Source organism: Pseudomonas sp. DF11, from assembly GCF_058148565.1.
In genome coordinates this window covers 308774-322258 of the sequence record NZ_JBYVYN010000002.1, presented here as the reverse complement: position 1 = coordinate 322258, position 13485 = coordinate 308774, and the positions used below count along the sequence as shown (strand labels likewise).

General features: G+C 62.8%; 12 protein-coding genes. 10 read left to right on the top strand and 2 right to left on the bottom strand.

What is annotated here, in order from left to right; all coding sequences use genetic code 11:
* Positions 1 to 14: 14 nt before the first annotated feature.
* Complete coding sequence (gene tssJ / locus AC30D9_RS08085; protein ID WP_307572802.1) at positions 15 to 521, bottom strand: type VI secretion system lipoprotein TssJ; 507 nt, start codon at positions 519 to 521, stop codon at positions 15 to 17.
* 68 nt (positions 522 to 589) lie between these two features.
* Complete coding sequence (gene tagH / locus AC30D9_RS08080; RefSeq protein WP_490143853.1) at positions 590 to 2149, bottom strand: type VI secretion system-associated FHA domain protein TagH; 1560 nt, start codon at positions 2147 to 2149, stop codon at positions 590 to 592.
* 420 nt (positions 2150 to 2569) lie between these two features.
* On the opposite strand from tagH, the gene tssA reads away from it, so the two are divergent.
* The 10 genes from tssA (at position 2570) to tssH (ending at position 13436) form a co-directional block, all read left to right on the top strand.
* On the top strand, positions 2570 to 3601 hold the full coding sequence (gene tssA, locus AC30D9_RS08075; RefSeq protein WP_490143852.1) for a type VI secretion system protein TssA: 1032 nt from the start codon (positions 2570 to 2572) through the stop codon (positions 3599 to 3601).
* Between the two features lie 81 nt (positions 3602 to 3682).
* Positions 3683 to 4189 (top strand): type VI secretion system contractile sheath small subunit, encoded by a 507-nt coding sequence (gene tssB, locus AC30D9_RS08070; protein WP_003177230.1) that lies wholly within the window; start codon positions 3683 to 3685, stop codon positions 4187 to 4189.
* A gap of 2 nt (positions 4190 to 4191) precedes the next feature.
* Positions 4192 to 5688 (top strand): type VI secretion system contractile sheath large subunit, encoded by a 1497-nt coding sequence (gene tssC / locus AC30D9_RS08065; RefSeq protein ID WP_134926464.1) that lies wholly within the window; start codon positions 4192 to 4194, stop codon positions 5686 to 5688.
* A gap of 227 nt (positions 5689 to 5915) precedes the next feature.
* Complete coding sequence (locus AC30D9_RS08060; protein WP_072390829.1) at positions 5916 to 6404, top strand: Hcp family type VI secretion system effector; 489 nt, start codon at positions 5916 to 5918, stop codon at positions 6402 to 6404.
* Between the two features lie 81 nt (positions 6405 to 6485).
* The gene (locus AC30D9_RS08055; protein WP_109752744.1) at positions 6486 to 6941 is read left to right on the top strand and encodes a T6SS effector amidase Tae4 family protein; all 456 of its coding nucleotides are present in this window, start codon (positions 6486 to 6488) and stop codon (positions 6939 to 6941) included.
* Entirely contained in the window at positions 6938 to 7387 is a 450-nt protein-coding gene (locus tag AC30D9_RS08050; protein ID WP_116833756.1) for a hypothetical protein, read from the top strand. Before AC30D9_RS08055 ends, AC30D9_RS08050 begins: the two co-directional genes overlap by 4 nt.
* On the top strand, positions 7381 to 7893 hold the full coding sequence (gene tssE, locus AC30D9_RS08045; protein ID WP_003206934.1) for a type VI secretion system baseplate subunit TssE: 513 nt from the start codon (positions 7381 to 7383) through the stop codon (positions 7891 to 7893). The genes AC30D9_RS08050 and tssE overlap by 7 nt, the downstream gene beginning before the upstream one ends.
* On the top strand, positions 7890 to 9749 hold the full coding sequence (tssF, locus tag AC30D9_RS08040; protein WP_490143851.1) for a type VI secretion system baseplate subunit TssF: 1860 nt from the start codon (positions 7890 to 7892) through the stop codon (positions 9747 to 9749). The genes tssE and tssF overlap by 4 nt, the downstream gene beginning before the upstream one ends.
* The gene (tssG, locus tag AC30D9_RS08035) at positions 9713 to 10765 is read left to right on the top strand and encodes a type VI secretion system baseplate subunit TssG (RefSeq protein WP_490143850.1); all 1053 of its coding nucleotides are present in this window, start codon (positions 9713 to 9715) and stop codon (positions 10763 to 10765) included. The genes tssF and tssG overlap by 37 nt, the downstream gene beginning before the upstream one ends.
* The gene (tssH, locus tag AC30D9_RS08030; protein WP_134926473.1) at positions 10758 to 13436 is read left to right on the top strand and encodes a type VI secretion system ATPase TssH; all 2679 of its coding nucleotides are present in this window, start codon (positions 10758 to 10760) and stop codon (positions 13434 to 13436) included. The genes tssG and tssH overlap by 8 nt, the downstream gene beginning before the upstream one ends.
* Positions 13437 to 13485 lie beyond the last annotated feature (49 nt).

Below are 13485 nucleotides of genomic sequence, written 5' to 3'. Positions count from 1 at the left end.
GGGGCTCCGATTGCTTATTGGGCAGGGCTGGATGGGGGGACGACGACGGCGCTGCGCACGGCGCGCACATCGAGGCTGATCTGGTATTCGGTGTATTCGCGGGCCGGGACATTCATCACCGTGCGCCACAGCGACTGGTCCAGCTCGCGATAGCCCACCAGGATTCCGATGTGCCGCGTGGCCGGGTCGAGGTCGCGTTGCAGGCTCAGTTGCTGGCCGGGCTGGATCAGCACCTCGTCCTGGTCGATCAGGTCGGCGCCCAGGGTTGCCTGGGCCCTTTCGGCCAGGGCGAAATAATCGGAACGGCCGAAGGTCGCGGCATTTTTCAATTCGAAAATGCGCACCCGGACCGGGGCCGGCTGGCCGGTGGCGCCGGGGTTTAGCCCGGCAATGGCATGGAAGTGCAGCTCGACGGCGGCGGTGTCGGCCTCAGCTTCTTCGGGCTGGGGGTTGGCCGCATCCTTGGCGCACGCCGTCAACAGAAGCGCGGTGGCGACTGCGAGTAAAAACCTGGGAATCATCCTGCGTCCTCAATGACGTTTGAGCTATCCGTTGTATGTCGATCAATCTTGTTATGGGACGGCGCCGCTCAGCGGCGTCGCTGTCGCGTACTGTGTTCTTCGTAGGCGCGGCTGAACTCGCGACCGAACAGGTCCTGGAAATCCTCCTGGGCTTCCCGGGAAATGTTGCTGTAGAGCTCGGTGAACTGCTGCCAGTACTGGGCCTGGCGTGAGCCGCTGAAAATACCCGAGAGCCCACCGGGCTTGGCCATGCGCTCTTCCAGTTGCGCCGGTTCGAAGCGCGTCAGCAGGTGCTTGATGGCCGCTTCCACACCGGCCATCACCGCCAGTTGGTGGGCACGCAGGTCATCGAAACTGTCACGCACCGCCGCGTCCGGAGCCATGAACGCCTGATTGCCGTGGCGCAACAGCAACAGCAGGGCTTCATCGACATTGGGAGCGAATTTCAGCGGGTTGTTTTCCACCGGCTGGATCATCGTCTGCTGGATGCGGAACTCGCCCTTGAGGCTGCTGCGGGCTCGCAAGACATCGATCAGGCCTTCGACCATCAACCGATAACTGCGGCCGATGCTTTCCATCTGCGCCTCGGCCTGGGCCTTGTCCAGGCGCAATTGGTCCAGCCCGGCGCCGCGCAGGAACGCCTGCAGCAAGTCGGGTTGGTTGGCCTCGACCGGAGCAACTGGAGCAACCGGAGCAACCGGAGCAACCGGAGCAACCGGAGCAACCGGAGCAACCGGAGCAACCGGAGCAACCGGAGGTGCGACCGGGGGCTCGACGCGGGTGACCGACGCTTCAGGCACGGGTGCCGGCGGCGGTGCGCTGATTTCAGCAAAGATGTCGGCGAGCGGAGCCTGCGCAACAGGCATCGCGACCGGCTCAACCACAGGTGGTAGCGGCACAGGCGGCGGGGCCACGGGCTGCGGGGCCACCGCCACTGGCACGGGCTTGTCGCTGAACGGGTCCCAGTCATCCGGGATCACCGAGACAGACGGCGGCATCACCGGCTCGACCACCGGCGGCGGGCTCGGCCGGGGAATCGGTGTCGGCGGACGGAAATCGTGTTGCTCAGCCGGAACATGGTCAGGCTGGGTGGCCGGCGGGACACTGGCCGGGGTCAAGAAATCGAACAGATCCGGCAAAGTATCCATGGCCGACACACCCTGGAAATGCGCAGGCGGAGCCACTTGAATCGGCGATGGTGTATGAAGCGGTGACGGCGTATGCACAGGGGTGCTCTGGCGTCCCATCAAGGCCTCGAAACTGCTGGGCGATTCGGCGAACGGGTTGCTGTCGGTGACCGGCAGGTTGAAATCGACGCGCGCCTGGATTTCATAGTCACCGATGCGGATCACTTCGCCGTCCTGCAACGGCTCGCTGTTGCCCTTGCGCAGGCGCACGCCGGCCTTGACCAATTCCACACCATTAGTGCTGTTATCGGTTAAGTAATAACGCCCGTCTTTGTATTGGATAACGCAATGTTTACCGGATACCAGACGCTCAGGGTCCGGCAATACCCAGTCATTATCGATATTGCGGCCAATTGCCATCACCCCCTGATCCATGGACTTTTCAGAACACTGGCCTGGGGTGATCTTGTGATAACTAGTGATAGTCAAACACAGCGGCATCTTGCCTCCTTGCTAAATACATCGCGCGCGGGCGGGTTACTACGTAAGGATTCAGGCCCTGACTACCCACCAACAACCTTGCCAACCACCGCGAAACGGCTTTTTGCCAGCATGATTGCTGATCATAACCGGCTTGCGTGACAAAAACCCCTCGTCAGTTGCCGCTTCGACCGCTGGGTCGGGCAGGCTGTTAAGCGCATCACAACTGTTACAGAGGGGCTACACTGGTGAAATAGCTTACCTTGACAAGCGATAAGTACTACACCAAAAATGCACAACTTCTTGAATATAGATGATGGCACTTTAAGATCATTGCAGATCTAAAGCGCCATTATCGTCAAGGAACATGTGAAGTTTCATCCGAAACTTGCGTGTGAACTGCCCGACTTCTTCAAGCGGGTGATAGGGAGATCGATCCAAGTGGATGTGCCTTTGTTGCTCGCCGCCGTTTCCGCGACTTCGCCGTGCGGTGAAGATCTGGAATATGACGCGGATTTCCTGCGCCTGGAGCGCGATTCCCGGGGCCAGCCCGAGCGCAGCATGGGCGATTCGATCTTACCTGCCGAACCCCCTGAATGGCGCAGCATCCAGCAGCAGAGCCTGGACTTGCTGCAACGCAGCAAAGACCTGCGCATCACCCATTTCCTGTTGCAAAGCTCCCTGGCCCTGGAAGGCATTCCGGGGCTCGCCCGCTCGCTGACATTGATCAGCGAATTGCTCAAGCAATACTGGGCCGAGCTGCATCCGCGCCTGGACGCCGATGACGACAACGACCCCACCGTGCGCATCAATGCCCTCGCCGGCCTGACGTCCGATGTCACCATTCGCCTGCTGCGCGAGAGCATCCTGGCCCGTTCGCGGACCTTCGGTGCCGTCAGCCTGCGCGCCGCCGCCAATGCCAGCGGCTTGCAAAGTTTCCCGGATGAAAACCTTGGCGCCGAACAACTCGCCGGGGCCTTGCTCGACAGCGACCCCGAGCAGTTGGAAATCACCCGTGCCGCCCTGCTGGAAGCCCGCAGCGCCGCCGAAGCCATCGAGCAGCAGGTCAGCGACCAGGTCGGTTCCGCCCAGGGCGTGGACCTTGGCCCATTGAAGCAACCGCTGAAGATGGCCCTGCAGATTCTCGGCCAGTTCGCCCCACAGAGCGGCGACAGCGCCCTGTCCGAGCCTGTCAACGAAATCAGCGCGGCGCCAACCGAACATGCAAGTGTCACAAGCGCACCGCGTAATACCAGCACCGTCAGCGGCGAAATCAACAACCGCGACGACGTGCTGCGCAGCCTGGACCGGATTCTCGCTTACTACACCCGTCACGAGCCCTCCAGCCCCCTGCCGGTGCTGTTGAACCGGGCCAAGAATCTGGTGCACGCCGACTTCGCGGCCATCGTGCGCAACCTGATTCCCGACGGCATGAGTCAATTTGAAAACCTGCGCGGCCCAGACAGCGAATAAAAAGCGAGCGGATCACGCAGTCACGTCACCGGTACCCCCGGTGACGCCAACACCGTCGCTCAAGCGACCAGGAGCAGCAACGTGGCGAAGCAAAGTTCTCAGAAATTCATCGCGCGCAACCGCGCGCCTCGAGTGCAGATCGAGTACGACGTCGAGCTCTACGGCGCCGAGAAAAAGGTCCAGTTGCCCTTCGTCATGGGGGTGATGGCCGACCTCGCCGGCAAGCCCGCCGAGCCTCTGGCACCGGTGGCCGATCGCAAGTTCCTCGAGATCGATGTCGACAATTTCGACTCGCGCCTCAAGGCCATGCAGCCGCGCGTGGCGTTCCATGTGCCTAACGAACTGACCGGCGAAGGCAACCTGAGCCTGGACCTGACGTTCGAAAGCATGGACGACTTCAGCCCGGCGGCCGTGGCTCGCAAGGTCGACTCGCTGAACAAGCTGCTCGAAGCGCGCACCCAGTTGGCCAACCTGCTGACCTACATGGACGGCAAGACCGGCGCCGAAGAAATCATCATGAAGGCGATCAAGGACCCAGCGCTGTTGCAGGCCCTGGCGAGCGCGCCGAAGCCAGCACAGGACCAATGATCATGACTGACAATACAGCCCGCGAAGGCGTGCAAAACCTGGGCGCCACCGAAGAAACCAGCGAGTTCGCCTCGCTGCTGCTGCAAGAATTCAAGCCCAAGACCGAGCGCGCCCGCGAAGCCGTCGAGACGGCCGTGCGCACCCTGGCCGAACAGGCACTGGCGCAGACCGACCTGGTGTCCAACGACGCCATCAAGTCGATCGAATCGATCATCGCCGCCATCGACGCCAAGCTCACCGCCCAGGTCAACCAGGTCATCCACCACCCCGACTTCCAGCAGCTGGAAAGCGCCTGGCGTGGCCTGCACTACCTGGTCAACAACACCGAGACCGATGAGCAGCTCAAGATCCGCGTGCTCAATATCTCCAAGACCGACCTGCACAAGACCCTGAAGAAATTCAAGGGCACCGCGTGGGACCAGAGCCCGATCTTCAAGAAGATGTACGAAGAAGAATACGGCCAGTTCGGCGGCGAGCCTTACGGCTGCCTGGTGGGCGACTACTACTTCGACCAGTCGCCACCGGATGTGGAACTGCTGGGCGAGCTGTCGAAAGTCTGCGCGGCCATGCACGCCCCATTCATCGCTGCGGCATCGCCGACCGTGATGGGCATGGGCTCGTGGCAGGAACTGTCGAACCCGCGCGACCTGACCAAGATCTTCACCACCCCGGAATACGCCGGCTGGCGTTCGCTGCGTGAATCGGAAGACTCGCGCTACATCGGCCTGACCATGCCGCGCTTCCTGGCGCGCCTGCCGTACGGCGCCAAGACCGATCCGGTGGAAGCCTTCGCCTTCGAAGAAAACACCGACGGCGCCGACAGCTCCAAGTACACCTGGGCCAACGCCGCCTACGCGATGGCGGTGAACATCAACCGTTCGTTCAAACACTTCGGCTGGTGCTCGCGCATCCGTGGCGTGGAGTCTGGCGGCGAAGTGGAAAACCTGCCGGCCCACACGTTCCCGACCGACGACGGTGGCGTGGACATGAAGTGCCCGACCGAAATCGCCATCTCGGACCGCCGCGAAGCGGAACTGGCGAAGAACGGTTTCATGCCGCTGCTGCACAAGAAAAACACCGACTTCGCCGCCTTCATCGGCGCCCAGTCGTTGCAGAAACCGGCCGAATACGACGACCCGGACGCCACTGCCAACGCCAACCTGGCCGCGCGCCTGCCGTACCTGTTCGCCACCTGCCGGTTCGCTCACTACTTGAAGTGCATCGTGCGCGACAAGATCGGTTCCTTCAAAGAGAAGGACGAGATGCAGCGCTGGTTGCAGGACTGGATCCTCAACTACGTCGACGGTGACCCGGCGCACTCCACCGAGACCACCAAGGCCCAGCATCCACTGGCGGCGGCCGAAGTGATCGTCGAAGAAGTCGAAGGCAACCCGGGGTACTACAACTCCAAGTTCTACCTGCGCCCGCACTACCAGCTCGAAGGGCTGACCGTGTCGCTGCGCCTGGTATCGAAACTGCCGTCGGCCAAGGGCGCGTAACAACCAGTTGAACGGTACGCAGTAAGAAATGTGGGAGCGAGCCTGCTCGCGATAGCGTTGGATCAGTCGCTACATGCGTTGCCTGACACGCCGCCATCGCGAGCAGGCTCGCTCCCACAGGGGATCTTCAGCAGTTTGGAGATCACCCTGACTCCGCTCGGAGAAACAGATTTCGCAAGGTCAGCGTCAACCAAACAATGTGGTTAGAAACCACACAGGGAGAAAACATGGCTGTTGATATTTTCATCAAGATCGGCGACATCAAGGGCGAGTCCATGGACAAGGCCCACAAGGACGAGATCGATGTCCTGAACTGGAGCTGGGGCATGTCCCAGTCCGGCAACATGCACGTGGGCAGCGGCGGTGGTGCGGGCAAGGTCAACGTCCAGGACCTGTCCCTGACCAAGTTCGTCGACAAGGCTTCGCCGAACCTGATGATGCATTGCGCCAGCGGCAAGCACATCGACAAGGTCAAGCTGACCGTGCGCAAGGCCGGTGGTGAAAGCCAGGTCGAGTACATGATCATCAACCTGGAAGAAGTGCTGATCACCTCCCTGAGCACCGGTGGCTCGGGCAGCGATGATCGCCTGACTGAAAACGTCACCCTGAACTTCGCCAAGGTGCTGGTGGACTACCAGCCACAGAAAGCCGACGGCACCAAGGAAGGCGGTCCGGTCAAGTTCGGCTGGAACATCCGTCAGAACGTCAAGGTTTGATCGAACGCGCCCCCGGCGCCACGCGCCGGGGGTGTTTGGTGCTTGCTCGAATCCAATTCTTTTCCACCCGGTATCTGAGTCATGGCCAAGCCTTCGTTTGTCAATTTGTGGAAAGCGTATTCCGATCTGCTGGTGGCCCATCCTGATGCAAAACCTTGCGACGGCCCCTGGGCAAACCAATGTGCGATTCGCATGAGCATCACGCTCAATACCGAACTGACCATCAAGGTCAACAAGTCCACCTACACCGAACCCAAGTGTGCCCATGAACACGCCAGGGGCGCCGAATCGCTGGCGAACTGGCTGTGGAAACATCACCTGGGACGCCCGTTGATCCTCGGCGGAACTGCCGCGGACCGACGCAAGCTGCAAGACAAGACCGGCCTGATTTTCTTCAAGGATTGTTTCCCGCAAATGGGAGAGTCCTCGGAAAGTCGCACCGGCGATCATATCGATCTCTGGAACCGTGGCCTGACCCTCGGGTATGACGATCCGGCCTATCGATCCCGAGCGATCTGGTTCTGGGAGCTCCTATGACCAAGGCTCACTGCGCGATATGGGTCGGCTGCCTGCTAACCAGCCTGACCGCCTGTGCCCAGCAGCAATCTCCGTCGGCAGCGTCCACCGCAGCGGTGGAACATGTCGTCTCGATGGGCGGGCAAACCCTGGTGCTGGAGAATGACCAGGCGCGCTGCGCGCTGCGCAAGCCCGACCAGACCCTGATGCCACTCGACTTGGCGTGGCCCTGCCAGTTCACGGTCGATCGACAAGGCAAACCCCACGTCGAAACCTTCGGCAACGTGCCCATTGTCATCGTTGTCCATGTGGCAGGTGGCCCGCAAAACAATCAGGAATGCCGCTCCGAGTACCGCGCCATACGCCAGATCAATGGGCAACTCGAACCCTCGGTAATCGCTCGCAATGCCAGCTGCATGCGCGGCACAGGTGACCAGAAGAATTACACGGGCCTATTCACTTGGTAACCGAAATCGCCACCCGTGATCGCCTGCAACCGTCCCTGCTGGACCGGCTGACCGACGACGATCCGACCAACCCGAAGGAAAGCGCCGACAAGCGCGTGCTCTCCCTTACCCAATTGAAAGCCTCGGTGCTGCGTGACCTGGCGTGGCTGCTCAACACCACCTCATTGCTCAGCGCCGATGCCACGCTGCATACCCCGGCGGGCACCTCGGTGGTGAATTTCGGCCTGCCGGCCCTGGCCGGTAACAGTGCGTCGAACGTCGATGTCTCGGCCCTGGAAACGCTGATCCACCAGGCCATCGCCACGTTCGAACCGCGAATCCTGCGCCACACCTTGCGGGTGCGCGCCCGAGCGACCGCCGAGATGAACCACAACGCCTTGAGTTTCGAGATCGAAGGCGATCTCTGGGCCCAGCCCGTGCCGCTGCGCCTGATGCTGCAAACCGACCTGGACCTGGAAACCGGCCACGTGCGTGTGGTCAATGCCGACCAGCGGAGACGTTCATGAACCCGCGCCTGCTGGAGTTGTACAACCAGGAACTGCACCACGTGCGCGAAAGCGCGGCGGAGTTCGCCAAGGAATACCCGAAGATCGCCAGTCGGCTGACGTTGTCCGGGATGGACTGCGCCGACCCGTATGTCGAGCGCCTGCTGGAAGGCTTTGCCTACCTGACGGCGCGGGTGCAGCTCAAGCTCGATGCCGAGTACCCGACCTTCACCCACAACCTGCTGGAAATCGCCTACCCCCATTACCTGGCGCCGACGCCGTCGATGACCGTGGTGCAACTGCAGGCCGACCCGGACGAAGGCTCGCTGAGCAGTGGTTTCCCACTGCCGCGCGATACCGTCCTGCGCGCGGCCCTGGGGCGTGAAACCCAGACCTGCTGCGAGTACCGCACCGCCCACGCGGTGACGTTGTGGCCGTTGCAGGTCAGCCAGGCCGAGTACTTCGGCAACCCGTCCGCCGTGCTCGGGCGCCTGGCCGCCAGCGAACCGAAGGCCAAGGCCGGACTGCGCATCACACTGCGTACCGGCGCCGAGCTGCCGTTCAACAGTCTGGCCCTGGACAACCTGCCGCTGTACTTGAGCGGTGCCGACGAACAACCCTTCCGCCTCTACGAGCAACTGCTGGGCAACGCCTGCGCGGTATTCGCCCGCAAGCCCGGCGGCAATTGGGTCGAACGCCTGCCGCAAGACGCGCTGCACTCACGTGGCTTCGACGATGCCGACGCTGCGCTGCCGGTGGTGCCGCGGGCCTTCCAGGGCTATCGCCTGCTGCAGGAATACTTCGCCCTGCCCCACCGTTTCCTGTTTGTCGACTTCACCCAGTTGAGCCGGGCGGTCAAGCGTTGCGACGGCCAGGAGCTGGAGTTGATCGTGCTGTTCGACCGTCACGACCCGAGCCTGGAAGGCAGCGTCGGGGCTTCGCAATTCCTGCCGTTCTGCACCCCGGCCATTAACCTGTTTCCCAAACGCCTGGATCGCATTCACTTGTCGGAACGGGTCAATGAACACCACGTGATCGCCGACCGCACCCGGCCGATGGACTTCGAGGTGCACTCACTGAGCGGCCTCACCGGCCACGGCACTGGCCCGGAACAACCATTCCTGCCGTTCTACGCCGTGCGCGACCCGTCCCGTTATGGACGCGACCAGGCCTACTACACCGTACGGCGTGAACCGCGCGTGCTGTCCAGCGACCAACGGCGCAACGGCCCACGCTCGACCTATATCGGCAGCGAAACCTTCGTCAGCCTGGTGGACAGCCAGCAAGCGCCCTATCGCCACGACCTGCGCCAACTGGGCGTGACGGCTTTGTGCACCAACCGCGACCTGCCGTTGTTCATGAGTGTGGGCAGCGGCAAGACCGACTTCACCCTGGCCGACAGTGCCCCGGTTGGCGCAGTGCGCTGCGTGGCCGGGCCGAGCCGCCCACGGGCCAGCCATGCCCACGACGCCAAGGCCTGGCGATTGATCAGCCAGTTGTCGCTGAACTACCTGTCGTTGAGCGAGCAAGGCCAAGGCGCGGCCGCCCTGCGCGAATTGCTGCGCCTGTACGGCGACAGCAACGACGCGGCGCTGCAATTGCAGATCGAAGGCCTGCGCGAGGTCAGCAGCAAGGCCTGCACCCGGCGCTTGCCGATGCCCGGCCCGATCGTGTTCGGGCGGGGCCTGGAGATCACCCTGGAATTCGATGAAAACGCGTTTCGCGGCACCGGGGTGTTCCTGCTCGGCGCCGTGTTCGAGCGCTTCCTGGCACGCTACGTGTCGATCAACAGTTTTACCGAGACGGTGATCCGTACCACCGAACGCGGCGAGATCATGCGATGGAAAGCCAAGCCCGGACGTCGTCCGACCCTGTGAGTACCCTGGAGGCGATGCACCAGGAACCCTGGGAATACGACTTCTTCCAGGCGTTGCGGCGCATCGAGTGCGAATCCCCCGAGCTGCCGCGCCTGGGCCATTCCCTGCGCCTGGCCGATGACCCGTTGCGCCTCGGGCAACAGGCCGAATGCACCTTCGCCCCGGCCACCCTCGCCTCGGTGCAACCGGGCGGCGACGGTATACCGGCGCGCCTGGAGCAATTCTTCTTCGGCCTCGGCGGCCCCAACGGGCCGATGCCGCTGCACATCACCGAGTATGTGCGTGAGCGCCAGCGCAACAACGCCGACAGCACCAGCAAACGCTTCCTCGATGTGTTTCACCATCGCTTGCTCAGCCTGTTCTACCGGGCCTGGGCCGAAGCGCGGCCAACGGTCAGCCATGACCGCCCGGACGATGACTATTGGTCGGCGCGCCTGGCCGCCCTCAGCGGCCGGGGCATGCCGAGCCTGCTCAACCAAGGGCTGATCCCCGACACGGCGAAGCTGCATTACAGCGGTCACTTGGCGGCACAAACCCGTTACCCGGACGGCTTGAAGGCGATTCTCAGCGAGTACTTCGGCCTGCCGGTGGAGATCGAAGAATACGTCGGCCAATGGCTGGAGCTGCCGGAACGCAGCCGCGTCGGTGTCAGCGCTCATCAATTGGGCGTGGACTTCTGCCTGGGCCGCTACGTGTGGGATCGCCAGCACAAATTCCGCATTCGCCTGGGCCCGCTCAAACTCGTCGACTACATGGGCATGCTACCCGGCAGCCAACCGTTCAACGAACTGGTGGCGTGGGTCGCCGAATACCTGGGCCATGAGCTGGACTGGGACCTGAACCTGGTCCTGGAGCAGCCCGAAGTCCCGGCGCTACAACTCAACGGTCGCTTCCGCCTGGGTTTCAACACCTGGCTGGGCCGCCCCGAAACAGATGCCAACGATTTAATACTGGCCCGGCATTACGCCGAACAGGCCAACACCTCACAGACCTCAAGGAGCCATGAGCATGGGTGAAATCAGTCGCGCCGCGTTGTTCGGCAAACTCAACAGCGTGGCTTACAAAGCCATCGAAGCCGCCACCGTGTTCTGCAAGTTGCGCGGTAACCCGTATGTGGAACTGGCCCACTGGTTTCATCAGTTGCTGCAACTGCAGGACTCGGACCTGCACCGCATCATCCGCCAGTTCAACATCGAGCCGGCGCGCCTGGCCCGTGACCTGACCGAAGCGCTGGACCGTTTGCCACGGGGCTCGACGTCGATCACCGACCTGTCCTCCCATGTCGAAGAAGCCGTGGAACGCGGCTGGGTCTACGGCAGCCTGATGTTCGGCGAAAGCCAGGTGCGCACCGGCTACCTGGTGATCGGCATTCTCAAGACCCCGAGCCTGCGCCATGCGCTGCTGGGCCTGTCGTCGGAGTTCGACAAGGTCAAGGTCGAAGCCTTGAGCGAGCGTTTTGACGAATACGTCGGCGACTCGCCGGAAAATGCCCTGACCGCCAGCGACGGCTTCAATGCCGGCGCCGTGCCCGGCGAAGCCAGCGGCGCCATGGCCCCTAGCGCCATGGGCAAGCAGGAAGCCCTCAAGCGCTTCACCGTCGACCTCACCGAACAGGCCCGCAGCGGCAAGCTCGACCCGATCGTCGGCCGTGACGAAGAGATCCGCCAACTGGTCGACATTCTCATGCGCCGCCGGCAGAACAACCCGATCCTCACCGGTGAAGCCGGCGTGGGCAAGACCGCCGTGGTCGAAGGCTTCGCCCTGCGCATCGTCGCCGGCGACGTGCCGCCGGCCCTCAAGGACGTGGAACTGCGTAGCCTCGACGTTGGCCTGTTGCAGGCCGGCGCGAGCATGAAGGGCGAGTTCGAACAACGCCTGCGCCAGGTCATCGAAGACGTCCAGGCCTCGCCCAAACCGATCATCCTGTTCATCGACGAAGCCCACACCCTGGTGGGTGCCGGTGGCGCCGCCGGCACCGGTGACGCAGCCAACCTGCTCAAACCAGCCCTGGCTCGCGGCACCTTGCGCACCGTGGCCGCCACCACCTGGGCCGAGTACAAGAAGCACATCGAAAAGGACCCGGCCCTGACCCGTCGTTTCCAAGTGGTGCAAGTGGCCGAACCGTCGGAAGACAAGGCACTGCTGATGATGCGCGGCGTGGCCTCGACCATGGAAAAACACCACCAGGTGCAGATCCTCGACGAAGCCCTGGAAGCCTCGGTCAAGCTGTCCCACCGCTACATTCCCGCACGGCAGTTGCCGGACAAATCCGTGAGCCTGCTGGACACCGCCTGCGCCCGCGTCGCCATCAGCCTGCACGCCGTGCCAGCCGAAGTGGACGACAGCCGTCGGCGCATCGAAGCGCTGGAAACCGAGCTGCAAATCATCGCCCGCGAACATGCCATCGGCGTGGTCATCGGCAGCCGCCAGACCCAGACTGAAGAGCTGCTGAACAGCGAACGCGAACGCCTGGCCGAGCTGGAAAGCCGCTGGGCCGAAGAGAAAACCCTGGTGGACGAACTGCTCGCCACCCGCGCCACCCTGCGCGAGCGCGTCGGCGTGGTGGACAGCGAGGATGGCAGCGAGACCAGCCACGAACTGCGCGAGAAACTGGTAGACCTGCAGCAGCGCCTGACCGCCCTGCAAGGTGAAACCCCGCTGATCCTGCCGACCGTGGATTACCAGGCCGTTGCCTCGGTGGTCGCCGACTGGACCGGTATCCCGGTGGGCCGCATGGCCCGCAACGAACTGGAGACCGTGCTCAACCTCGACCAGCACCTGAAAAAACGCATCATCGGCCAGGACCATGCCCTGCAGATGATCGCCAAGCGCATCCAGACCTCCCGTGCTGGCCTGGACAACCCGAGCAAGCCGATTGGCGTGTTCATGCTCGCCGGCACCTCCGGCGTGGGCAAGACCGAAACCGCCCTGGCCCTGGCCGAAGCCATGTACGGTGGCGAGCAGAACGTCATCACCATCAACATGAGCGAGTTCCAGGAAGCCCACACCGTGTCCACTCTCAAGGGTGCGCCACCGGGCTACATTGGCTACGGCGAAGGCGGCGTGCTGACCGAAGCCGTGCGGCGCAAACCGTACAGCGTGGTGCTGCTGGACGAGGTGGAAAAAGCCCACCCGGACGTCCATGAAATCTTCTTCCAGGTGTTCGACAAAGGCGTGATGGAGGATGGCGAGGGCCGGGTGATCGACTTCAAGAACACCTTGATCCTGCTGACCACCAACGCCGGCACCGAGTTGATTGCCGACGTCTGCAAAGACCCGCAGAACGTGCCCGAGCCGGAGGACATCGCCAAGGCCCTGCGCCAGCCGTTGCTGGAAATTTTCCCGCCGGCCCTGCTGGGTCGCCTGGTGACGATTCCGTACTACCCGCTCAGCGACGAGATGCTCAAGGCCATCACCCGCCTGCAACTCAACCGCATCAAGAAGCGTGTGGAGAGCACCCACAAAGTGGCCTTCGACTACGACGACGCGGTGATCGACCTGATCGTCTCGCGCTGCACCGAAACCGAAAGCGGCGGGCGCATGATCGACACCATCCTGACCAACAGCCTGTTGCCGGACATGAGCCGCGAGTTCCTGACCCGCATGCTCGAAGGCAAGGCCCTGGCGGGCGTGCGGATCAGCGCTGTGGATAACGAATTGCAGTACGATTTCAGCGACGCGGCTTGACCTGACAGGAACACAGTCACTTTTGTGGCAGATATCCCTGTGGGAGCGA